Annotated in this window: 25 protein-coding genes; 12 read left to right on the top strand and 13 right to left on the bottom strand. The window is 33.4% G+C overall.

Going from position 1 to position 21,928, the window contains the following annotated elements:
- Positions 1-53: 53 nt before the first annotated feature.
- The 5 genes from hisS to rpsF form a co-directional block, all read right to left on the bottom strand.
- Complete coding sequence (hisS, locus tag ACRBBL_RS22670; protein ID WP_431371381.1) at positions 54-1,421, bottom strand: histidine--tRNA ligase; 1,368 nt, start codon at positions 1,419-1,421, stop codon at positions 54-56.
- 163 nt (positions 1,422-1,584) lie between these two features.
- Positions 1,585-2,055, bottom strand: a complete 471-nt coding sequence (locus ACRBBL_RS22665; protein WP_431371380.1) for a DUF6495 family protein — start codon at positions 2,053-2,055, stop codon at positions 1,585-1,587.
- A 100-nt stretch (positions 2,056-2,155) separates the two neighbouring features.
- Complete coding sequence (gene rplI / locus ACRBBL_RS22660; RefSeq protein ID WP_431371379.1) at positions 2,156-2,608, bottom strand: 50S ribosomal protein L9; 453 nt, start codon at positions 2,606-2,608, stop codon at positions 2,156-2,158.
- 14 nt (positions 2,609-2,622) lie between these two features.
- Complete coding sequence (rpsR, locus tag ACRBBL_RS22655; protein ID WP_046757893.1) at positions 2,623-2,919, bottom strand: 30S ribosomal protein S18; 297 nt, start codon at positions 2,917-2,919, stop codon at positions 2,623-2,625.
- Positions 2,920-2,924: 5 nt separating this feature from the next.
- A complete protein-coding gene (gene rpsF / locus ACRBBL_RS22650; protein ID WP_114904420.1) occupies positions 2,925-3,263 on the bottom strand; it encodes a 30S ribosomal protein S6 in 339 nt (112 codons plus the stop codon).
- 177 nt (positions 3,264-3,440) lie between these two features.
- On the opposite strand from rpsF, the gene ACRBBL_RS22645 reads away from it, so the two are divergent.
- Positions 3,441-4,133: a LytR/AlgR family response regulator transcription factor gene (locus tag ACRBBL_RS22645; protein ID WP_431371378.1), complete on the top strand. Its 693-nt coding sequence runs from the start codon at positions 3,441-3,443 to the stop codon at positions 4,131-4,133.
- A 172-nt stretch (positions 4,134-4,305) separates the two neighbouring features.
- On the opposite strand, the gene priA is transcribed toward ACRBBL_RS22645, so the two are convergent.
- The 5 genes from priA to nadC form a co-directional block, all read right to left on the bottom strand.
- Positions 4,306-6,759, bottom strand: coding sequence for a replication restart helicase PriA (gene priA / locus ACRBBL_RS22640; protein WP_431371377.1), 2,454 nt, complete (start codon positions 6,757-6,759; stop codon positions 4,306-4,308).
- 74 nt (positions 6,760-6,833) lie between these two features.
- Entirely contained in the window at positions 6,834-7,262 is a 429-nt protein-coding gene (locus ACRBBL_RS22635) for a DUF2147 domain-containing protein (RefSeq protein ID WP_431371376.1), read from the bottom strand.
- Positions 7,263-7,278: 16 nt separating this feature from the next.
- On the bottom strand, positions 7,279-7,848 hold the full coding sequence (locus ACRBBL_RS22630) for a chalcone isomerase family protein (RefSeq protein ID WP_431371375.1): 570 nt from the start codon (positions 7,846-7,848) through the stop codon (positions 7,279-7,281).
- A 67-nt stretch (positions 7,849-7,915) separates the two neighbouring features.
- Positions 7,916-8,842, bottom strand: coding sequence for a YihY/virulence factor BrkB family protein (locus tag ACRBBL_RS22625; RefSeq protein WP_431371374.1), 927 nt, complete (start codon positions 8,840-8,842; stop codon positions 7,916-7,918).
- Positions 8,842-9,702 carry a carboxylating nicotinate-nucleotide diphosphorylase gene (gene nadC / locus ACRBBL_RS22620; RefSeq protein WP_431371373.1) on the bottom strand — a complete coding sequence of 287 codons (861 nt, stop codon included), beginning with the start codon at positions 9,700-9,702 and terminating at the stop codon, positions 8,842-8,844. The genes ACRBBL_RS22625 and nadC overlap by 1 nt, the downstream gene beginning before the upstream one ends.
- A 152-nt stretch (positions 9,703-9,854) precedes the next feature.
- On the opposite strand from nadC, the gene rlmH reads away from it, so the two are divergent.
- From rlmH to ACRBBL_RS22580, 8 genes are all read left to right on the top strand, one after another.
- Positions 9,855-10,328: a 23S rRNA (pseudouridine(1915)-N(3))-methyltransferase RlmH gene (gene rlmH, locus ACRBBL_RS22615; RefSeq protein ID WP_431371372.1), complete on the top strand. Its 474-nt coding sequence runs from the start codon at positions 9,855-9,857 to the stop codon at positions 10,326-10,328.
- A 12-nt stretch (positions 10,329-10,340) separates the two neighbouring features.
- Positions 10,341-10,919, top strand: coding sequence for a non-canonical purine NTP diphosphatase (locus ACRBBL_RS22610; protein ID WP_431371371.1), 579 nt, complete (start codon positions 10,341-10,343; stop codon positions 10,917-10,919).
- Between the two features lie 6 nt (positions 10,920-10,925).
- Positions 10,926-11,936 (top strand): hypothetical protein, encoded by a 1,011-nt coding sequence (locus ACRBBL_RS22605; RefSeq protein WP_431371370.1) that lies wholly within the window; start codon positions 10,926-10,928, stop codon positions 11,934-11,936.
- Between the two features lie 215 nt (positions 11,937-12,151).
- On the top strand, positions 12,152-13,969 hold the full coding sequence (locus tag ACRBBL_RS22600; RefSeq protein WP_431371369.1) for a DEAD/DEAH box helicase: 1,818 nt from the start codon (positions 12,152-12,154) through the stop codon (positions 13,967-13,969).
- A 117-nt stretch (positions 13,970-14,086) separates the two neighbouring features.
- Positions 14,087-14,860: a carboxypeptidase-like regulatory domain-containing protein gene (locus ACRBBL_RS22595; protein ID WP_431371368.1), complete on the top strand. Its 774-nt coding sequence runs from the start codon at positions 14,087-14,089 to the stop codon at positions 14,858-14,860.
- 205 nt (positions 14,861-15,065) lie between these two features.
- Entirely contained in the window at positions 15,066-16,706 is a 1,641-nt protein-coding gene (locus ACRBBL_RS22590; protein WP_431371367.1) for an alpha-amylase family glycosyl hydrolase, read from the top strand.
- Positions 16,707-16,709: 3 nt separating this feature from the next.
- Complete coding sequence (locus tag ACRBBL_RS22585; RefSeq protein WP_431371366.1) at positions 16,710-17,210, top strand: GNAT family N-acetyltransferase; 501 nt, start codon at positions 16,710-16,712, stop codon at positions 17,208-17,210.
- A gap of 139 nt (positions 17,211-17,349) precedes the next feature.
- A complete protein-coding gene (locus tag ACRBBL_RS22580) occupies positions 17,350-17,514 on the top strand; it encodes a hypothetical protein (protein WP_431371365.1) in 165 nt (54 codons plus the stop codon).
- A gap of 72 nt (positions 17,515-17,586) precedes the next feature.
- Here ACRBBL_RS22580 and ACRBBL_RS22575 read toward each other — a convergent pair whose 3' ends face one another.
- Together ACRBBL_RS22575 and ACRBBL_RS22570 are read right to left on the bottom strand one after the other, a co-directional pair.
- Positions 17,587-17,952, bottom strand: a complete 366-nt coding sequence (locus tag ACRBBL_RS22575; RefSeq protein ID WP_431371364.1) for a VOC family protein — start codon at positions 17,950-17,952, stop codon at positions 17,587-17,589.
- Positions 17,953-17,964: 12 nt separating this feature from the next.
- Positions 17,965-18,492, bottom strand: coding sequence for an SRPBCC family protein (locus tag ACRBBL_RS22570; protein WP_431371363.1), 528 nt, complete (start codon positions 18,490-18,492; stop codon positions 17,965-17,967).
- 189 nt (positions 18,493-18,681) lie between these two features.
- On the opposite strand from ACRBBL_RS22570, the gene ACRBBL_RS22565 reads away from it, so the two are divergent.
- Complete coding sequence (locus ACRBBL_RS22565; protein ID WP_431371362.1) at positions 18,682-19,140, top strand: DUF1801 domain-containing protein; 459 nt, start codon at positions 18,682-18,684, stop codon at positions 19,138-19,140.
- A 69-nt stretch (positions 19,141-19,209) separates the two neighbouring features.
- Here ACRBBL_RS22565 and ACRBBL_RS22560 read toward each other — a convergent pair whose 3' ends face one another.
- Entirely contained in the window at positions 19,210-19,869 is a 660-nt protein-coding gene (locus tag ACRBBL_RS22560; protein ID WP_431371397.1) for a TrmH family RNA methyltransferase, read from the bottom strand.
- A 114-nt stretch (positions 19,870-19,983) separates the two neighbouring features.
- Here ACRBBL_RS22560 and ACRBBL_RS22555 point away from each other — a divergent pair, with 114 nt between their 5' ends.
- Together ACRBBL_RS22555 and ACRBBL_RS22550 are read left to right on the top strand one after the other, a co-directional pair.
- Positions 19,984-21,174: a tetratricopeptide repeat protein gene (locus ACRBBL_RS22555; protein ID WP_431371361.1), complete on the top strand. Its 1,191-nt coding sequence runs from the start codon at positions 19,984-19,986 to the stop codon at positions 21,172-21,174.
- On the top strand, positions 21,156-21,845 hold the full coding sequence (locus ACRBBL_RS22550) for an SIR2 family NAD-dependent protein deacylase (protein WP_431371360.1): 690 nt from the start codon (positions 21,156-21,158) through the stop codon (positions 21,843-21,845). The genes ACRBBL_RS22555 and ACRBBL_RS22550 overlap by 19 nt, the downstream gene beginning before the upstream one ends.
- The last annotated feature ends 83 nt before the right edge of the window (positions 21,846-21,928 follow it).

Here is a 21,928-nt window from a genome sequence, read left to right as displayed (position 1 = left end):
CTTAGTACAAAAACACTTTTACATTTAAAATTCAGCATTTAACATTTAGCATTTCAAAACGCCGTCAACACTTCATCAAAAGGAACTTCTAGTTGCGTTCCGTTTTTCATGTTTTTTACAATGCACGTATTGTTTTCCAATTCGTTTCCTCCAATGATAATTACATACGGAATATCGCGCTTGTTAGCGTAATTCATTTGCTTTTTCATTTTTGCATTGTCTGGAAATAGCTCTGCGCTTTTTCCTGCTTCACGCAATACTTTGATTAATTTTAAAGAGGCCAATGCTTCTTTCTCTCCAAAATTAATACACAATACATCTACTTTGTCAGAAACTGTCTCTGGGAATAAACCTAACTCTTCTAACACTAAGTAAATTCTATCTAATCCAAACGAAATTCCAACGCCACTCACATCTTTTAATCCAAAGATTCCAGTTAAGTCATCATAACGTCCGCCGCCGCCAATAGAGCCCATTTTTACGCCTTCTGGTGCAGCAACTTCAAAAATAGCTCCTGTATAGTAATTTAAACCTCTAGCAAGCGTAATATCTAAATCTAATGCAGCAGTTTCTAATCCTAAAACTTCAATGGCTTCAAAAACAAATTCTAATTCAGAAACTCCTTGCATTCCTTCTTCCGAACTTACCAATAAACCTTTTAACTGCTCTAACTTTTGGTCTAAGCTTCCTGAAAAACTGAATAAAGGCTGTACTTTTTCTATCGCTTCCGCAGAAATGCCTTTGTTCATCATTTCGTTTTTCACGCCATCTTCGCCAATTTTATCTAACTTATCTAACGCGACTGTAAAATCGATTAGCTTATCTTTTGCACCAATCACTTCCGCAATTCCTGAAAGGATTTTACGATTGTTTATTTTGATTGTAACACCATTCAAACCTAAGTTAGAAAATACTTTATCATACAATTGAACGAATTCCACTTCTTGCCATAAAGACTTTGATCCAACGACATCAGCATCACATTGAAAAAACTCTTGAAACCTTCCATGTTGTGGTCTATCAGCACGCCAAACAGGCTGAATTTGATAGCGTTTAAATGGAAATGTAATATCATTTTGGTGTTGCACTACATAGCGTGCAAAAGGAACGGTTAAATCATAGCGTAACGCTTTTTCAGAAAGTGAATTTGAAAAACGCGCTAAATTTCCATCTTCCAAAGCTTTCAAATCAGCTTTCTTTACTTTATCTCCTGAATTCAATATTTTAAAAATCAAGCGATCGCCTTCTTCACCATATTTCCCTAACAACGTACTCGATTTTTCAAACGATGGTGTTTCAATAGGTTGAAATCCAAAGTTTTGAAAAGCTGATTTTATGATGTTAAAAATATAGTTACGTTTTGCAACTTCTATTGGAGAAAAGTCTCTTGTTCCTTTTGGTATGCTTGGTTTTTGTGCCATGATTCAGTATTATCCCGCAAATATAAGTCTATTTTTTTGTGGATTGAAAAATTGAAAGATGAAAAGATTGAATGATTTAAAACTATTATATTTTTAAATCTATTTAAATTAATATACTCAAAAATCAGCAATCAACAATTGTAAATCTAAAATCGTAAATCATTTACGCCATCATCGTTTCAAACCATTGAAACAATTGCCCTTTGGTAATGTTTGAACCCTGTTGTAACAGTGCAAATTTATCTGCGTTTCTGTCTTCTGAATACGCTTTATTAGCTGTTAAAATTTCGACTTCTTCAGTTGAATAGTTTTCTTGCAACCAAGCAAAACCTTCTTTCGTAGTGATATCAATAGATTCGTTTAGAATTTTTACAGCAATCAACTTCATTTCGTCTTCACGCAAGTGAAATAAATACATGTGTTGCGATGAAATATTTTCAAGATACGTTGCTTGTGTCAATACACCTTCCCAAACCAAATCGCTAAACACATCAATTTCTTGTTCGGCTACTGCTGGCTTTTCCGTTTTAAGCGTTGCCCATTCGTCTGCAGTAATGGATTGCGTTGCTAAAAAGTTGATAAATTCTTGGTGTAACTCCTCTAACTGCTCTTTTGTAAGTCTAGTATATTTCATGCTTTTGAAAATAAAAGTGCAAATTTACAACTATTGAAAATTATAGCACAAAAAAAGCCACTCAAAATTGAGTGGCTTTCTATACAAACGCTTGGCGTTCTTATTTTGCTTCTGCAATAACTTCGAATGGTAAGTCAACAACTACACTTCTGTGCAATCTAACTTTCGCTTCGTATTTACCAGTTCTTTTTACGCTTCCACCGATCACCTTGATGAATTTCTTCTCAATTGCGTGACCTGCTTTACTTAATGCTTCTGCTAAATCGATGTTATTAACTGATCCGAATAATTTCGTTCCAGCTCCTGTTTTTGCAGTAATTTTAATTTCTAAACCTAACAATGCTTTTGCAGTTGCGTTAGCTTCATCCACTAATTTTTGCTCTTTATATGCTTTTTGTTTCAAGTTCTCTGCTAAAACTTTTTTAGCTGAACTTGTTGCTAATGTTGCAAATCCTTGAGGAATTAAATAGTTTCTTCCGTATCCGTTTTTCACAGTTACAACGTCATCTTTAAATCCTAAGTTTTCAACGTCTTGTCTTAAAATAAGTTCCATAATCTGTCTCTATTTTATTTTAACATATCGCCAACATATGGCATTAATGCTAAGTGACGTGCTCTTTTTACAGCTACAGACACTTTTCGTTGATACTTTAATGAAGTTCCTGTTAAACGACGTGGTAATAATTTCCCCTGCTCGTTTACAAATTTGATTAAGAAATCTGGATCTTTATAATCGATATATTTGATACCTGACTTCTTAAAACGACAATATTTCTTTGCCTTTGTAGTTTCGATGTTTAAAGGAGTTAAATATCTAATTTCTCCTTCTTTCTTTCCTTTTGCTTGTTGTTCTATTGAAGACATATTTCTTAAGATTTAGCGGTTTTTCTATTTCTTCTTTTCTCTGCCCAAGCAATTGCATGTTTATCTAAACGTACTGTTAAATAACGCATGATACGCTCGTCACGTCTAAATTCTAACTCATACGGAGTAATAACTTCTCCTGGAGCTTGGAATTCGAATAAGTGATAGAAACCACTCTTTTTGTGTTGAATTGGATACGCTAACTTTTTTAGCCCCCAATCTTCTTTTGAAATCATTTTGCCACCTCTAGAAACGATGAAATCCTCAAATTTCGCTACTGTTTCCTTTATCTGAGTTTCAGATAAAACGGGATTTAAAATGAAAACAGTTTCATAATGATTCATAAATACTATTTTTAATTGAAATTGGGCGCAAATGTACTGTTTATTTGTTGTAAACCAAATAAAAATACTTCTTTTTTTTCGTTAAATTCAGTAATAAATCCGCTAATTTGTTGCTGTTTTGATTTATTTTTTATAACATTGCATGTACCCAAATTTCAAAAAATCGCTAATTCGCTTATGAAGCTTAACTGTATAATCGTAGATGATTCTTCTATACAACGTATGGCTGTCGCCAAGTTGATATTAAATCATCCCTCTTTAAATTTAATTGCAGAGTATAGTAACGCTATAGAGGCTAAAAATGGCCTTAAAACAAATAACGTCGATTTAATATTTTTGGATATAGAAATGCCTGTTTTAAACGGTTTTGACTTGCTTGAGTCGTTAAAAAATCCGCCGCAGGTTATCATGGTAACAGGAAAAACTGAATACGCTTTTAAAGCTTTTAATTACGATGTTACCGACTTTTTACACAAACCTTTAACGAAAGATCGTTTTGACAAAGCAATTGCGCGAGCCCTTGACAAGTCGAGCTTTGGAGCAAAAAGCGCCGAAGATGATGATCACATTTTTGTGAAGAGTAACTTGAAAAAACGTAAAGTTATTTTAAACAGTATTAAGTGGATTGAAGCGCTAGGTGATTATGTAAAATTAGTTACTGACGAAAGTAATATTGTCGTTCTTTCTACAATGAAAGCTTTTGAGAAGCAATTGCCTGAAAATAAGTTTTTAAGAATTCACAAATCTTATATCGTGAATTTGGACAAAGTAGATCGTTTTAATAGTAAAAATGTTGAAATTGCTGGTCAATTAATTCCTTTAAGTAGAAATAAGAAAGTAGAATTATCTGAAGCTCTTTCTAATATTTAGTCGTCGATTACGCTCAGACTGTAAGCTACACATTTCTCGACTTCACATAGATTGCTTGACGTTAAAACAAAAATTTTCAAGTATTCCTCCATACATTTCCCCCAAAAATTACTTGAAATGACTTTTTAGAAAAAAAATCTCTACACTCATTACCAATTTATCAATACCAAATTTAAACCGTATCTACATCAATAATAATTCGAATACTTCTATATTCTGAAATTGACAAGAAACTCGCTTTAATTCGTGAAATCACATCTTTGGTTTTTGCCAACGACTGTTGTTTCGGAATTTTTAATAAGATGTTTTTTAAATACAAGTTTCGAATTCGTGCAATTGGCGGAAATTCCGGACCTAATACATTATCTCCAAAACTGTTGCGAAGCGATTTAGCAAACCATGCCGCACTTTCATTCACGCGATTGTACTCTTTGTGTTTAAGCGTAATTTTAATTAATCTATAAAACGGTGGATAATGAAACTGTCGTCGATCATTCAGTTGATCTATAAACATTGCTTCGTAATTTCCCATAGAAACTTGTTGCAATATTTGATGATACGGATTGTACGTCTGTACAATGACTTTTCCTCTCTTTTTAGTTCTTCCGGCGCGACCGGCAACTTGTTGAATAAGTTGAAAACTACGTTCGTGCGCTCTAAAATCAGGGAAATTAAGCATGCTATCTGCATTCATGATTCCGACCAAATTCACATTTCTAAAATCCAGTCCTTTCGTAAGCATTTGCGTACCAACCAAAATTTGAATTTCCTGTTGTTCAAACGAAGAAATAATTTTTTGATAGCCGTGTTTCCCACGAGTTGTATCTAAATCCATTCGCCCAACTTTAATATCGGGCAATATTTCATTCAGCTCCTGCTCTATTTGTTGCGTTCCAAAACCTTTGGAGTCCAATTCGTGACCTCCACACGCCAAACATTGTTGTTGCATCGCTATGTGATGACTGCAATAATGACAACGCAATTGATTTTTATAATGATGATAGGTTAAACTTACATCACAATTTGGGCATTGTGGTGAATGTCCACAAGTATTGCATTCAATAATTGGCGCATAACCACGACGATTTTGAAATAGAATCACTTGTTCGCCATTTTCAAGCGTTTCTTCTATTTCTTCTAACAAACGGTCTGAAAAATGACCTTTCATGCGCTTTTTACGATGCTTTTCTTTGATATCGACTAATTCCATATCTGGCATTAAAACATCTCCATAACGTCTTGTAATCGTTGCCAATGCATACTTGTTATTTTTTGTGTTGAAATAACTCTCTACACTTGGTGTTGCAGAACCCAATACTATTTTTCCTTGATGCATTTTTGCCAATACAATTGCGGCATCGCGTGCATGATATCTCGGTGCAGGATCGTATTGTTTAAATGAAGTTTCATGTTCTTCATCCACAATAATTAAACCTAAATTAGAAAACGGCAATAGCAATGAAGAACGTGCTCCTATTACTATTTGAGCTTTGGGTTTGCTATGCAATACATTATTCCAAACTTCTACACGTTCATGAACAGAATATTTAGAATGATATATTGCTACTTTTTCTCCAAAGTATTGCTGTAAACGTGTGATAAGTTGCGTTGTCAAGGCTATTTCTGGCAAGAGGTATAATACTTGTTTTCCAGTTGCTATAATCTCTTCAATCAACTTTACATATACTTCCGTTTTTCCCGAAGATGTTACACCATATAACAAGCAAACATCTTGTGTTTTAAAAGCAGTTTGTATGGTTTCGTAGGCTTCTTCTTGGTACGGATTTAATTGTTTTGAATCTTCCGTTTCATCACCGTTATATTCTATTCGATCTTTTTGAATGTAATATTCCTCTAAAATTTCTTTGTCAATTAACACCTTGACAACAGCCGAACTTGCTTTGCTTTGTTTTGTTAATTCTTTGACAGAAATCGGTCGTTTTGTTGTTGCCGAAATGGAGAATAATGAGAGAATAACTTCGCGTTGTTTTTTTGCTCTATTGAGTGAGTCTAATAATTCTTGCAAACTTTCTTCACTCGCATAGTTTGTATGCAGTTTTACATAACGAACTAACTTTGGTTTGTACTGCTCGTAGATTTCTTCATATACTTGAATTACTTCTTTGTCGATCAATCTTTTTAAGACTGGCAACACATTTTTCTTTCCGAGAATACTACTGATTTCTTGAATTTTTAATAACGATTGATGCTGTAATGCTTCAAAAATTAAAAACTCATCATCTTTTAACTGACTTTCATCTACATTCCCATCTTCGTATTTAGAAATAATCGTTTCACTTTCTAATAAAAATGCACTTGGTACTGCAGAACGGAATACTTCGCCCAAACTCGCCATATAATAACTTGAAATCCATTCCCAATGCTGTAATTGTTGCTTCGTAACAATTGGTTCTTCATCTAGAATTTGTTGAATTTCTTTTGCTTCATACACTTCTGGAGCTTGCTGATGAATTTTGTAGACTAAGGCTGTATATACTTTACTTTTTCCAAATGGTACAGCCACGCGCATTCCTTGTTGCAGAAATTGTGCTTCGGCTTCTGTTATACTATACGTAAAAAGTCGCTGAAGTGGAATTGGTAATATGACGTCAATGAAATATGCCATTGTTCAAAGGTACATACTTTGCATAAAAAAACCACTCATTTTTCAGAGTGGTTTTTGAAGTTTGTTTTATGTAATTATTCTACGCGATACCAATTTTGGGTTCGGTAAAAAAACGCGACATAACCACGCACATATAATTTGTTTTTATTGCTGGAATCGAGCCATATTTTACAAGTATATTCTTTTCCTTTTTCAGGATCAAGAATTTTCCCATCTGAATATTCATCATCATCTTTGGTCAATCCATCGATGATTTGCATTCCTAAAACTGGCTTATTTTTTCGACTTCCTTTACATTTCTCGCATAATCCATCACGTTTTGATGCATCAAAAATGCCTACTACCTTTCCATAAATCTTTCCATTTTTTTGGTAGATTTCTACGATTGATTTTGCTTCTCCCGTTTCATCGTCAATGGTTTTCCATTTCCCAACAACGCTTTGAGCAAAACCCATTTGCAGCGTAAACGCAAGTAACGCACTATAAATGTATGCAGTTTTCATGTATATAAGTGTAGGATTAATTGTTTCCTAACATTCCGTTTTTAAGCTTTTTATCAGCTGGTTTCATACCTAACCAAATTCCGAAAAGTGCTTTTTTAAATTCATAACCAGGAATCACTCCTTTTTCAGTTCCGTTTTTATACACAATAACTCCTTTGTCTTTTATATATACAATATCAAAAATATCTCCGTCATTGATTTCATCACTAAAGAAACTTTTAAATGTTTCTATTTCCGAAGAAATTGGCGCTGTTTTTCCTTTCGTAGATTTTTCAAAACCTTCGTTTACAGCATTGATCATTTTTTTACTTGAAATCATACCTGATGTAATCTTTAACTTAATAGCCATCGACTCATCTGCAGTTCTAATATCATACGCATTACTTGATTTTTGTAATAAGTACAATCCGCCTGAATAAAGCTTAAACCAAGCTTTTTTACGCACACCAGCACCATTATATACAAGTTCCTGACCTTCAAAAGTAACAGTGTCTGGCAAAGTTGTTGATCCTACTTCATGTTGTGCATTTACAGCACTCATACCTACGATTAAAAAAGCGATCAACGCATAAATTGTCTTTTTCATTTTCTATTGGGTTTATTTATAATTTTCGTTCGTAATATACTACTTTTTATTATGCAAACATAATAAATTAGGAAGTCTGGTTTTTGTTTTTCAACATATCAATAGAAGCATTTAATTCAAATCCTAAGAGTAATATATTCGCATTCAGCCAGATATATAACATTAAAATTAACAAAGCTCCTATAGAACCATACAATTCATTGTATTGAGAAAAGTTAGCAATATAAATTCCAAACAGATACGACGTAAGTATAATAAGCACAGTTGTCAATAATGCTCCAATTGAGAAAAATCGTGCTATTTTCCCTCTAACTGTTCCAAAATAATATAAGATTGCTGTTCCTAAATATATCATACAAATCAAGAAGACATATTCAGTAATTCGCATCCAAATTCCGCCACTTGCCTGTCCTTCCGAGTTACTTAGAAGCGGTATATATATTTCTAAATATCCCAATACTATTATGCTTAAAATCAACAACAATGCCAAAAGCAAACCAACACTTAAAGCATATAGATAATGCTTAAAAAAATTACGCTTTTCATGGACGTGGTATGAATTTTCAAATCCTGCAAAAATAGCTCCTACTCCATTTGCCATTAAGAATATGGAGAGAAAGAAAGTAGATGAAAGCAATCCTCCGCGTTTGTTTTTAACGATATCAACAATAATTTCATTTAAAAAACTTCCTGATTCATCCGGAAGAAACGAAGTAATTGTATTTATAAAGTTTGCCTGAAAATCATCGATTGGCACATACGGAAGTAAGTTTAAAAAGAATAGCAGTGATGGAAATATTGCCATAAAAAAACTAAATGCAATAGCACCAGCACGTGCTGTTAACGTTCCGTTGATAATACCAACAATGTACATTTCTAACAAGTCATAGAGAGACAAACCTTCGAGCCCAGGAAGTTTTACTTTCCTAAGCAACATCACCAATATATTGATGATGGGAATTTGATCAAGTTTGTCTTCGATGTCTTTAGACATTATTCAACCGCTTTTAGGCTTAAATCTAAATTGTATACAGAATGTGTCAATGCTCCTGAAGAGATATAATCTACGCCACAAAGTGCATAATCGCGAATGGTTTTTTCGTTAATTCCTCCCGAAGATTCTGTCAAACATTGATCTCCAATCATTTCCACAGCTTTTCGTGTGTCTTCATAATTAAAGTTATCAATCAAAATTCTATACACACCTTCCGTTTTTAAGATTTCAGCAATTTCATCTAAATCACGCGCTTCCACAATGATTTTTAAATCGCGATTGTTCTCTTTTAGATATGCTTTTGTTTGTGTGATTGCTTGTGTTATTCCTCCACAAAAATCAATATGATTGTCTTTTAGCATAATCATATCGTACAATGCAAAACGATGATTTACACCACCGCCAATTTTTACAGCCCATTTTTCAAGTGCTCTAATTCCTGGTGTAGTTTTACGAGTATCTAATATTTTAGTTCCTGTTCCTTCTAACAATTGTACAAACATATTTGTTTTTGTCGCAATGGCACTCATACGCTGCATTGCATTCAACACCAAACGTTCTGCTTTCAAGATTGATTGTGATTTTCCAGTGACATAAAAAGCGATGTCTCCATATTTTACAGAACTTCCGTCTTCAATTAAAGTTTCTACTTGCATGTCTGGATCAACATAATTAAAAACCATTTTTGCAAATTCAATTCCTGCAATGATTCCTTCATCTTTCACTAGTAATTTTGCTTTTCCTTCTGCTGTAGCTGGAATACAAGCTAACGAACTGTGATCGCCATCACCAACATCTTCACGGATAGCATTTGAGATTATTAATTCTAATTCTTTTTGAAATTGTGTTTCTGAAATCATTCTTTTAAGATAATAATAGTAATTCCCTCAAATTTGCAAAGTTTATATCGCATATCAAAATTGACATATCATTATTTTCCGTATTCCGATTAAGAAAGTCTAAAAACAGATAAATTACCTTTATTTTATGTCAATTCTATTATTTTTGCCAGATGAATATAAAAGTGCTCGCTATTGGACGAACGGATGACAAACAATTACAACAATTGATAGATCAGTATGTAAAACGATTGTCACATTATGTAAAGTTTGATTTGGAAATTATTCCTGATTTAAAGAACACTAAAAATCTCAGTGAAGCGCAACAAAAAGAGAAAGAAGGCGAACTCATTCTTAAAAAACTGTCTGCAACCGATGTATTGGTTTTGTTAGATGAGAACGGAAAACAGTTTTCTTCCGTCGATTTTTCTAGCTATTTACAAAAACGAATGAATTCAGGTATTAAAACCTTAGTATTCGTTATTGGCGGACCGTATGGTTTCTCTGAGACCGTTTACGCGAAAGCGCAAGGAAAAATATCATTATCCAAAATGACATTTTCACACCAAATGGTCCGTTTATTTGTGGTAGAACAGATTTATAGAGCCTTTACTATTTTACGGAATGAGCCGTACCATCATCGATAAAACTTATAATTTATGAAACTCGTATTTGCAACCAATAATCAAAATAAAGTCAACGAAGTACAATCGTTATTGCCTGAGCACATTACTATTTTAAGTTTGAAGGATATTAATTGTGATGAAGATATTCCTGAAACACAACCTACTATTGAAGGAAACGCCATTCAGAAAGCTCAATATGTGAAAGAGCATTACGGTTACGATTGTTTTGCTGATGATACAGGTTTGGAAGTACATGCATTGAATGGTGAACCAGGTGTATTTTCGGCACGTTATGCAGGTTTGCAGCGAAATGCTGACGATAATATGAATAAACTATTGAATGAACTCGAAAACAAAGAAGATCGTTCTGCACATTTCAAAACCGTAGTTGCGCTCATTTTAAATGGGGAACAACATACATTTCCTGGAATTTGTGAAGGAACTATCATCAAAGAAAAAAGAGGCGGAAAAGGATTTGGTTACGATCCTATTTTTATGGCAGATGGATTTACGGAAACATTCGCTCAAATATCGTTAGCAGAAAAAAATCGTGTAGGACATCGTGGAAAAGCGGTACAAAAATTGATTGACTTTTTGAACACCAAAAAATAGTCAATCTTGAAAAGACAGTTACTTTTATCATTTTTCCTTTTAGCTTTTGTTTTCTCTTGTACTAAAACAGTTACTAAGACAATTGTTGAGAAAGAAATCGTTTATCTCCAAAAGGTTAATGATAGCCTACAAGAAGTTTCAATTTCAAAATCAAAAATCGCATCTGGAAAAATTCATTTTAAAATAGAAAAAATTGATAGCTTAGTTACCTATCTATCACCAGAAAATGGTCATAGAAGAGAATTTAAAAAGATGCAGAAAAAGTATAACCTTGATGATTCATTCAAAGGAGAATATCTGCAATTAGATGATAGTTATACTTATACAAAAAGTGCGACTGTAGCACATGAAAGAATCAATTTTTATAATACATATGATACACGCGGGCATGTTATAAAAAAACTAGTTCAACAATTTAGAAATATTTATTTTGAAGGTGGAAGAAGTAAAAAGCATACCATTCAGATATTTTCAAGGTCAGAAAATGAAGAAATGACAAAGCCTACATACGAAGTTGTAGCCTATGGAGATCGTTTAGACCTTTATGAGGAAGAAGGTTACTTTTTAGCTATTGAATACGGCTGTTGCACAAGTACATCCACATATAATTTATTGGATTTAAAAGGCAATTCAGTATTAAAATCAAACGACATTATAAAATCTATAATTACGAAGGACAATCATTATTTAATTAGTTCTTTAAAAAATGAAGTATATGACGCGCCAACCATTGTTATTCAAAATAAAGACAAAGGAAAGCAATATGTTAGTTTTTCAAATTTAGAACATGAAATGAATTATAGTGAAAATTATCTCATAAAATTAAAAGATCAAAACAAGCCAAAAACAGGATTTTATGATATTCCACTAGCAGCATACGAACTCAAAAACCTCGACGATCTCGAAATTTGGATTCCGTTTGGTAAGGCAGACACCCTAAAAATTCCATTTAAAAACGAAAAAGCATTTGGTGTTGATTACCCACAAATAAAAGTTTCGCTCCCCAAAGCAAATTAACGCATTTACTTACAGCAAGTTACAACCTAAAAACAGCATTTTAAAATTCGCTATGCTTACATAATAGTATATCTAAATAAAAACACTACCTTTGCGCCTTGAAATCCCAGAGCGGGATGAAGTTATGCAGCGTCAAAGTATTTTAATAGGTCGTAACGCTCCATGTAACTTCTCAACACAGCAAGAAGCTGTACGAACCTTTTTAAAATTACATTATGACAAAATTTGAAGAATTAGGTCTTCAAGATTCGCTTTTGCGTGCTATCCAAGATATGGGCTTTGAAACGCCTAGTGAAGTTCAAGAAAAAGCAATTCCATTATTACTTAACGAAGAAACTGATATTGTGGCACTTGCCCAAACAGGGACAGGTAAAACTGCTGCTTTTGGTTTTCCACTTATTCAAAAAATAGACGCAAATAGTCGCACAACGCAAGGACTAATTTTATCGCCTACGCGAGAATTATGCCTGCAAATTACCAATGAATTAAAAAACTACTCTAAATACGAAAACATTAATGTTGTCGCTATTTATGGTGGAGCTAGTATTACAGATCAAGCAAGACAAGTAAAGAAAGGTGCACAAATTGTAGTGGCAACACCTGGACGTATGCAAGATATGATTAATCGTCGTTTGGTTGATATTACTAAAATTGAGTATTGTGTACTTGATGAAGCTGATGAAATGTTAAACATGGGATTCTATGAAGACATTACAGCTATCTTATCACATACTCCAGAAGATAAAAGCACTTGGTTATTCTCTGCAACAATGCCAAGAGAAGTTTCTACCATTGCTAAAAAGTTTATGCATGATCCAAAAGAAATTACAGTTGGATCACGTAATTCAGGATCAGATACAGTACAACACGAATATTACGCCGTAAGTGGTCGTGATCGTTATTTAGCTTTAAAACGTTTGGCAGATGCCAATCCAGATATATTTTCAGTAGTTTTTTGTAGAACAAAACGTGATACACAAAGTGTTGCTGAAAAATTAATTGAAGATGGTTACAGCGCTGGAGCACTTCACGGAGATTTAAGTCAGAATCAACGTGATTTAGTGATGAAATCATTCCGTACACGTCAAATTCAAATGTTAGTTGCAACCGATGTAGCGGCACGTGGAATTGATGTAGACGATATTACACACGTAATTAACTACCAACTTCCTGATGAAATAGAAACCTATACGCACCGAAGTGGTCGTACTGGTAGAGCTGGAAAAACAGGAGTTTCAATGGTAATTGTTACCAAAAGTGAAATGCGTAAAATCAAATCGATTGAACGTAAAATTCAGAAGAAATTTGAGCAAAAAGCCATTCCAACAGGAATTGAAATCTGTCAAGTTCAGTTATTTCACTTAGCTAACAAAATTCACAATACGGAAGTAAACGAAGAAGTAGAAAAGTTTTTACCTTCTATCAGCGAAATTTTTGAAGATACTTCTAAGGAAGAATTAATCAAGCGTATGGTTTCTGTTGAATTTAACAGATTCTTCAATTACTATAATAAGAAACGTGATTTAAATCAGCCGAAAGGAAACAATGAAGAAGGTTCATCTCGCGGAAGAAGTAATGATCATAGTACACGTTACTTTATCAATGTTGGTGAAAAAGATGGATACGATTGGATGCGTTTAAAAGATTTCTTAAAAGAAACATTAGATTTAGGACGTGACGATGTATATAAAGTAGATGTAAAAGAAAGTTTTTCATTCTTTAATACAGATGTAGATAAGAAAGAAAAAGTTTTACAACATTTCACTGACTTTAAAGTTGATGGACGTTTTGTAAATGTAGAAGAATCTACCAACACTGGTGGCGGTGGCGGTGGACGTCGTCGTAGAGATGGTGGCGGCGGTGGCGGTCGTCGTCGTAGAGATGGCGGTGGTGGAAACGGTGGAGATCGTAGAAGAAGCCGTAGAAGTGATAACAGTTCATCATCTAATGGTGGAGATCGTAGAAGACGTTCTGGCTCTGGAGATAGCGGAGGCGGAAACGAACGATTTAGAGGAAGATCTAGAAGAAAATAACAACAATAATTGTTAATATTAAGTAAAAAGTGTGCTTCGGCGCACTTTTTATTGTTTTGTTTAGTACTTTTATACGACTATTACGTCAATAAGACTATTTATACAAAAATTGCATACATGAAAAAAGTATATACTTTTCTACTTTTATTTTTAACGATTACTACGCTTTCCGCACAGGAAATGAAAAAGTTGTATGCTAAAGTTGTCAACGATGCAGATGACAAAGCCATGAAAACGGTGCATGTTGTAAACTTGACAACTATTAAAGGTGTAATTACAAACGAGAAAGGAGAATTTGAAATTGAAGCAAAAGCAGATGATATGCTGTTCTTTTCTTTTTTAGGATTTAAATCGATAAAAGTTCGTGTTACCAACGACATGCTAAAATACAAAGGTTCTTCTACAATTAGATTGACCGAATTGGCGTATGCACTTGAAAAAGTTGTATTGACACCATATCAACTCACAGGATATTTAGATATAGACGCGAAAAACGTTCCTATACGTCCAAATTATCGCTATCGTATTGCAGGACTTTCTACAGGGTACGAAGCTGGAGAAAAAGCGCCAGGAGCTATCTCTTCTGTATTAGGTGCAATTTTTAATCCTGCAGATTTCTTAAAAAATATTTTTGGTAAAAAGCCTAGACAAATGCGAAAACTACGTCGCATGAAAGAAGATGATAAAATTCGTGAACTTTTAGCTTCTAAGTTTGACCGACAAATGCTCCGCGAACTACTACAAGTAGAACGTGTTGATATTGATGAAATTCTTTCGCTATGTAATTATTCTAAAACATTCATTACAAATGCCAATGATCTACAGATTTTGGACGCTATTAATGATTGTTATGAAGAGTATAAAATACTAAGTAGACAAAAGAAGAAATAGATTTTAGATTCATTTATGCTTTCTTTCCACACACAAATCAGTTTTAATTTTCACTTTTTTTATTCAAAATAAAAATAAGTTATTAAGAAAATAGTTAACTCAATCGTTGTAGTACCTGTTTTTTGACTGAATCCAAATTTCACGATATGAAAATAGCGATGTAACCTTTATATTGCAGTAGTACTAACGTAAATTTACTTGTAAAATGAAGCAATCATTCTTCTTAATTTTAATCACTTTTTGTTTTTTTGGATGTACATCTAAATCTTCTAAAGTAGCAAAAACGACAACAGAAGTACAGCCTTTTGTTTGGGAAGCTGCCAATGTATATTTTATGTTGACGGATCGTTTTAATAATGGAAATTCGGAAAATGATTTAAATTTTGATCGTACCAAAAAACCTGCAAAACTAAGAGGTTTTATGGGCGGTGATATGGCTGGAATTACACAAAAAATTAAAGAAGGTTATTTTGATGATTTAGGCGTGAATGCAATCTGGTTTTCACCTGTATTAGAGCAAATTCACGATAGTACAGATGAAGGCACAGGAAATACATATGCTTTTCATGGATATTGGACGAAAGATTGGACGCAATTTGATCCTAATTTTGGAACAGAAGCCGATTTTAAAGAATTGATTGAAACTGCACACAAACACGGAATTCGAATTTTAATGGACGTTGTTATGAATCATACAGGTCCAGTTACTGAAAAAGATCCTGTTTGGGATGTAAATTGGGTTCGTACGGAACCTGGTTGCTCGTACCAAAACTACGACACTGCCGTAAGTTGTACGCTTGTAGAAAATCTTCCAGATATTTTAACAAACAATTCAGAAATGGTCTCCTTACCTACTCCATTAGTTGAAAAATGGAAAGCAGAAGGTCGCTATGATGTAGAAATAAAAGAATTAGATGCGTTTTTTCAAAAAACAGGCTTGGAAAGAAGTCCGAAGAATTATATCATTAAATGGTTGACAGATTATGTACGTGAATATGGCGTAGATGGTTATAGAGTTGATACGGTAAAACATGTAGAGGAAAGTGCTTGGAACGAATTAAACAAGCAAGCACAGATTGCCTTTTCAGCTTGGAAAACGGCAAACCCTGAAGCTGTGTTGGACGATGCAAACTTTTTTATGTTAGGCGAATTGTATGGCTACGGAATTGACTCAAAACGCTTTTATGATTTTGGCGACAAGAAAGTAGATTATTATGCAAATGGTTTTGATAATTTGATCAACTTTCAATTCAAATATGATGCGAAGGGAAATTATGAAACGTTGTTTTCTAAATATGACAAAATTCTTCATACGGATTTAAAAGGAAAAAGCGTGATGAATTATATCAGTTCGCATGATGATGGCGATCCGTTTGATAAAGCGCGCACGAAAACCTACGAATCGGCAACAAAACTGTTATTAACTCCTGGGATTTCTCAAATTTATTATGGAGACGAAACCAAACGTTCTTTAATTATTGAAGGCACAAACGGAGATGCTACGTTGCGCTCATTTATGAATTGGGATATGATGAACGATGCAGAAACTAAAGCGCTACTTTCACATTGGCAAAAATTAGGACAATTTCGAAAAGCGCATCCTGCAATTGGTGCTGGAACACATAGCATGATTTCAGAAAGTCCATATGTATTTAAGAGAAACTATAACACAGATAAAGTTGTCGTTGGATTAGATCTTCCGAAAGGAAAAAAAGAAATCAATGTTGGAAAGCAGTTTGAAGACGGCACAACAATTACAGATCATTATTCTGGAAAAACTGCTACAATTGAAAACGGAAAAGTGACGATTGACTCACAGTTTTCAATTGTATTATTACATCAATAATTCATGAAAAAAATTCTAGAAACAGAACGCACATATTTACGAGAATTAACGGTTAGAGATGCAGAATCTTTTTATCGCTTAAATCTCGATAAAGAAGTATTACAATATACTGGCGATGTTGCTTTTGAAAGCATCAATCATGCAAAAATGTTTCTAGAAAACTACGATCAATACGCAAAATTTGGAGTTGGAAGATGGGCAGTGATTCATAAAGATACGGAAGAGTTTTTAGGTTGGTGTGGACTTAAATTTACATCGAAATCTAACGAATACGACATCGGTTTCCGATTCTTTAAGAAATATTGGAATCAAGGATATGCTACAGAAACTGCCAAAGCTTGTATTGAATATGGTTTACATACTTTACAGCTCAACACAATTGTTGGTAGAGCTATGAAAGCCAATATTGCTTCTGTCAAAGTCCTAGAAAAAATTGGTTTGTCCTGCGAACGTGATTTTGATTTTGACGGGAATTTAGGAGTTGTGTATACTTCAAAAAAATAAGTAGTTTCTATTATTCCTCTGATACTATTCCAGATTATAGATTTTTAAGTATCGTATTTACGTTAATCACGACTTGCTTTTATTGTTTCTATTTATAATTTTCTATTCATTTGAAACATTATTAATTTAAACTATTATTATGTTAAAAAACATTATAAACTTAGGATCAGTATTAAATAAAGCTGAACAAAAATCTATTCATGGAGGAGCTAAAGATCGTCCTAACCTGTGTGATTCAAATGAAGATTGCTATGCGCATGAGCTTTGTAATATAAGTAGTCACTCTTGTTATCAACCAACATAAAACAAAAGAGAAGCGAACTTCGGTTTGCTTCTCTTTTTTATATTATAAAATCTATTTTAAGATTTAATTTCTTTACGCTCTTGAAAATAAAGCAATTCTATTTCCTTCAGAATCTATAAAAACAGCCATATACCCTACTTCTGGAGATATTTGTGTTTTTTCTTGTACAACAGTTCCGCCAACTTCTGAAATAATAGCTAATTCATTATCAACATCTTCTGAAGCAAAATAGATCAATACACCATCTGTTTTACTTGGTACATACGATTCATACTTTATTAATGCGCCTGTACAACTTTCTGAAGCTGGATTTGGTGGAAACCAGCCATATAATAATCCGCCCAAATCCTGTACTTTAATAGAAACATTAAAAACAGTTTCATAAAATTTTTGAGCTCGATTCATGTCCTCCACAGGAATTTCAAACCAGTTTACCATAATACTAGTATTTTATTTTTCTAAATATGCTTTTAAATCTGCCAATCCTTCTTCAAAATCTTTTCCTACTGTTTTGTCCATATTCATGAACAACATAAAAATATTGAATGGAATTTTGTTCTTTCCTGAAAATCCCCAAGTAACTTTGGTTTCAGTATCACTTACAGCTTCCGTTCCTAAATATGCATCCGACTCTGATTTCCATGGTTTAAAAAAACGCAGTTTCGAAATCACTTTTTGATTTTCTACAATTTTCAAAATTTCTTGCTCTCCTTCTCCAACATCTTTGTTTCCTTGCCAACGTGAAATAAAACCTACTTCGCCATCAGTTCCTTCATACGATTGCACCATGTTTGGATCTTTCTTTTTCCAAGGTGACCACAAGTCTTGATTTTTTGTAAATTTTACAAACTCAAACGTATCGGCGAGCGATTTGTTTACGATAATACTTCTAGATAGAGCAAAATTTTTGGGAGCAATTAAAGCTAAGAAAATAAGTAAAGCTAAAAGTCCGCCAAGGATGTACAATACAATCATCATAATAGTTGGGTTTTGTTGGTTTTTAGGATATTTTACACTCAAAAAGAACAACTTAGGTTATTCAATTGAGTTCTAAAATTAAGTTTTTATTTTGTGTATTCAAATTATATGAAAAAAATCTGTTTGTAATCTAGATTAGGTTATCTTCAAAAAAATAGTAAATTTATCTACCTAAAAACACCGAATAACATGAAATACGACGCGAACTCAGTAGACGAATATATTGCACAACTCCCAGAAGAACGCAAAGAAGCAGTTACTAAAATTAGAAGTATTTTACAAGACAATTTACCCGCAGGTTTTACAGAAACAATTGGCTATAACATGCCTGCTTTTGTTGTAGCTCATGATACCTATCCTGGCGGTTATCATTGCGATCCAAAATTACCATTGCCTTTTATAAGTTTTGCTTCTCAGAAGAATTTTGTAGCATTATATCACATGGGAATTTACGCGAATAAAGAATTGATGGATTGGTTTGTTGGCGAATACCCAAAACATTGCAAACGAAAACTCGATATGGGAAAAAGTTGTATTCGCTTTAAAAAGATGGACGATATTCCGTATGATTTAATTACCGAACTGGCTACAAAAATGTCTCCACAAGATTGGATTGATTTGTATGAAGCGAATGTGGTGAGAAAATAGTATAATCAAGCATTTCTCGACACAAAATTCTTTTCAAAATTTCATTCGAAGTGATGTACTAATAGTTGATTATTGTGGGTTTAATTCGTGATAACGTTTCAAAATATCGTCAATACTTTTGATTGATTTTTTGCACCAATCGAAACGTTTTTCTAGTATTTCTTGCTTTGTCAATTGCCAAGCTATATCAGAGTTCCGCAATTTTGAAGTAGCATGTTGTATCGTTATTGCTGCTGAGACCGAAATATTTAAGCTTTCAGTAAAACCAACCATTGGAATTTTTAAAAATTCATCTGCTTGCGATAATACTTCTTCACTCAAACCTTCTTGTTCTTTCCCAAAAAAGAATGCTGCTTTTTGAGTAATATCAAAATCATATACATATTGAGAATCTATATGAGGTGTTGTTGCAATAATGCGATATCCTTGTTCTTTTAAGCGTGAAATACAGCTTTTTGTATTATTATAACGATGAATATCTACCCATTTTTGCGCGCCCATTGCAATTTCTCGGTCCATTTTTTTTCCCAATTGTTCTTCAATAACATGCACATCTTGCAAGCCAAAAACATCACAACTACGCAATACAGCGCTTGTATTGTGCATTTGGTATACATCTTCTACAGCAACTGTAAAATGACGTGTACGTTGCGCTAACACTTTGGAAAACAAGCCTTTTCTTCGTTCGGTAAGATAACTCTCTAAATGTTCTAATAAGTCTTCATTAATCATGCTACAAAACTATTATAAAAACACTAGCAAGCAAAATATCAAGATGTTTAACGAATAGAATGAATTTCATTGATAATTTAACTATTTTAGTAATTCATTAAAACCGAATGAATGAAGTATATTTTCTCCTGTTTACTCCTTTTTTGTTCTATGATTGTTTCTTCACAAGAAACATTAGAAGTATTTGCCAAAAATGATGAGCAGAATGATGAAAAGGTAATTGAATTTGGACAACGTTTTGCCGATTCCTTTTATGAAGAAGATTCTACCTTTTTTCTAGATAATTTTAATCTGGAAAGTTTTGCTAAAAAAGTAATCTCAATTAATGATAAAATCTCGGAAGATGATGCTGTAAAGAAGTTTAATGAAGTTTTTAAGGACGGATTATTCATTGAAAAGTTTCACATGTTTCCTCAAAACATTCGTACTTCTATAGAAAATGGTGCTTCTTATAGTCTTGTCAATTTTTATTACCATTTAGATGAACGCAAATATCATTTGTTATTTCGTATATATTCTGAAAATGGTGGACTTAATTATCATGATTATCAATTAAGTTATGACAATGAAAGGTTTCAATTAGAAGATATATTTATTCATGTAATGGGCGAATATATGAGTGATACCTATCAAGATTTGTATCAATTAAGTGTTCCTAGCAAAGACCGTAAAGATATTAAAACCAATAGAGAACGCTTGAAGAATTTGATTTACTTTATGCGTTTAAAAAGTTTACTGAATACTAACAAATTTAAAGAAGCATTGGAACTTACACATAGCTTAAAAGGCGATTTTACAAAGAAAAAAGTGTATTATACCACAAAAATTAAAATTGCTTCAAAAATTAATACCGTATTTCATTTAGAAGCTATTGACGAACTATTAAAAAAGTTTCCAAATGATCCGTACACCAAATTAATGGCGGTTGATTATTATGTGATGTTGAAAGATTACAACGCAACAATGCGCCTTTTAGATGAAATAAAGGAAAGTACGGAAGATGTTTTTATTGAATATGTTAGAGGAAACGTAGCTTGGCAATTTCAAGATTATGAATTGGCTGAAAGATCGTATGCGAATACTATTATTGAATATCCTGGGTTTGAAGAAGCTAAACTAAACCTACTGTATTTGTATGACTTTTTAGAAAAGCATGAAGATAATATTGTATTGCTGAATCGCATGATTGAAAGCGAAGAATATAATAAAGAAGACTTGATCGAATTTATAGACGACAAATCAAACGATTTTATACATTTACCAAACGCTCGTATTTACAAAAGATGGAAAAAGAAAAAATAGTTGTGCTTACTGGCGCCGGCATTAGTGCCGAAAGTGGTATTAAAACCTTTCGTGATGCAGATGGATTATGGGAAGGACACGATATTATGGAAGTTGCTTCACCAATTGGTTTTGAAAAAAATCCTGCATTGGTGTTAGATTTTTATAATCAACGAAGACGACAATTGAATGAAGTTGCTCCTAATGATGGACATACAGCATTGGTTACACTTGAAGACAAATACGATGTCACTATTGTCACACAAAACGTAGATAATTTACACGAACGCGCTGGAAGTTCTAAAATCATGCATTTACATGGCGAATTGTCTAAAATGCGAGGTGTAAACTATCCAAATAAAATATATGATTGTTCAGGTGATATTTCGCTAGGTGATTTGTGTGAAAACGGTTCGCAATTACGTCCGCATATTGTGTGGTTTGGCGAAGACGTTCCTATGATTGAAACGGCTGTTGCCGAATGTATCCAAGCAGATATTTTATTAATTATTGGGACTTCTATGCAAGTATATCCAGCTGCTAGTCTGATTAACTTTGTTCCGAAAAACATTCCGATATATTTCATTGATCCAAAACCTGCTGTAGATCAAAAATCCTATCAAAACTTAACTGTTATCGCAGAAAAAGCTTCAATAGGAGTTGCTCAAGTTGTTGATGAGTTAATGTCTTGAATTGAGTCTGTATCTCGACTACGCTTGATGTTATGGGTGTTGGGTGTTGGGTGTTGGGTGTTGGGTGTTGGGTGTTGGGTATT

The sequence above is a fragment of the Kordia sp. genome (assembly GCF_050633145.1).
Lineage (GTDB): Bacteria > Bacteroidota > Bacteroidia > Flavobacteriales > Flavobacteriaceae > Kordia.
This window is presented reverse-complemented; position numbering and strand designations above follow the sequence as displayed.

Coding starts and splice junctions, on each gene's coding strand:
- ACRBBL_RS22585 (WP_431371366.1), top strand. CDS start 16,710: ATGAAAAAAATTCTAGAAACAGAACGCACATATTTACGAGAATTAACG.
- ACRBBL_RS22555 (WP_431371361.1), top strand. CDS start 19,984: ATGAAGTATATTTTCTCCTGTTTACTCCTTTTTTGTTCTATGATTGTT.
- ACRBBL_RS22600 (WP_431371369.1), top strand. CDS start 12,152: ATGACAAAATTTGAAGAATTAGGTCTTCAAGATTCGCTTTTGCGTGCT.
- nadC (WP_431371373.1), bottom strand. CDS start 9,702: ATGATTTCAGAAACACAATTTCAAAAAGAATTAGAATTAATAATCTCA.
- ACRBBL_RS22630 (WP_431371375.1), bottom strand. CDS start 7,848: ATGAAAAAGACAATTTATGCGTTGATCGCTTTTTTAATCGTAGGTATG.
- ACRBBL_RS22645 (WP_431371378.1), top strand. CDS start 3,441: ATGAAGCTTAACTGTATAATCGTAGATGATTCTTCTATACAACGTATG.
- ACRBBL_RS22595 (WP_431371368.1), top strand. CDS start 14,087: ATGAAAAAAGTATATACTTTTCTACTTTTATTTTTAACGATTACTACG.
- ACRBBL_RS22665 (WP_431371380.1), bottom strand. CDS start 2,055: ATGAAATATACTAGACTTACAAAAGAGCAGTTAGAGGAGTTACACCAA.
- ACRBBL_RS22580 (WP_431371365.1), top strand. CDS start 17,350: ATGTTAAAAAACATTATAAACTTAGGATCAGTATTAAATAAAGCTGAA.
- ACRBBL_RS22570 (WP_431371363.1), bottom strand. CDS start 18,492: ATGATGATTGTATTGTACATCCTTGGCGGACTTTTAGCTTTACTTATT.
- ACRBBL_RS22590 (WP_431371367.1), top strand. CDS start 15,066: ATGAAGCAATCATTCTTCTTAATTTTAATCACTTTTTGTTTTTTTGGA.
- ACRBBL_RS22610 (WP_431371371.1), top strand. CDS start 10,341: ATGAAACTCGTATTTGCAACCAATAATCAAAATAAAGTCAACGAAGTA.
- ACRBBL_RS22635 (WP_431371376.1), bottom strand. CDS start 7,262: ATGAAAACTGCATACATTTATAGTGCGTTACTTGCGTTTACGCTGCAA.
- ACRBBL_RS22565 (WP_431371362.1), top strand. CDS start 18,682: ATGAAATACGACGCGAACTCAGTAGACGAATATATTGCACAACTCCCA.
- rpsR (WP_046757893.1), bottom strand. CDS start 2,919: ATGTCTTCAATAGAACAACAAGCAAAAGGAAAGAAAGAAGGAGAAATT.
- hisS (WP_431371381.1), bottom strand. CDS start 1,421: ATGGCACAAAAACCAAGCATACCAAAAGGAACAAGAGACTTTTCTCCA.
- rpsF (WP_114904420.1), bottom strand. CDS start 3,263: ATGAATCATTATGAAACTGTTTTCATTTTAAATCCCGTTTTATCTGAA.
- rplI (WP_431371379.1), bottom strand. CDS start 2,608: ATGGAACTTATTTTAAGACAAGACGTTGAAAACTTAGGATTTAAAGAT.
- ACRBBL_RS22625 (WP_431371374.1), bottom strand. CDS start 8,842: ATGTCTAAAGACATCGAAGACAAACTTGATCAAATTCCCATCATCAAT.
- rlmH (WP_431371372.1), top strand. CDS start 9,855: ATGAATATAAAAGTGCTCGCTATTGGACGAACGGATGACAAACAATTA.
- priA (WP_431371377.1), bottom strand. CDS start 6,759: ATGGCATATTTCATTGACGTCATATTACCAATTCCACTTCAGCGACTT.
- ACRBBL_RS22575 (WP_431371364.1), bottom strand. CDS start 17,952: ATGGTAAACTGGTTTGAAATTCCTGTGGAGGACATGAATCGAGCTCAA.
- ACRBBL_RS22550 (WP_431371360.1), top strand. CDS start 21,156: ATGGAAAAAGAAAAAATAGTTGTGCTTACTGGCGCCGGCATTAGTGCC.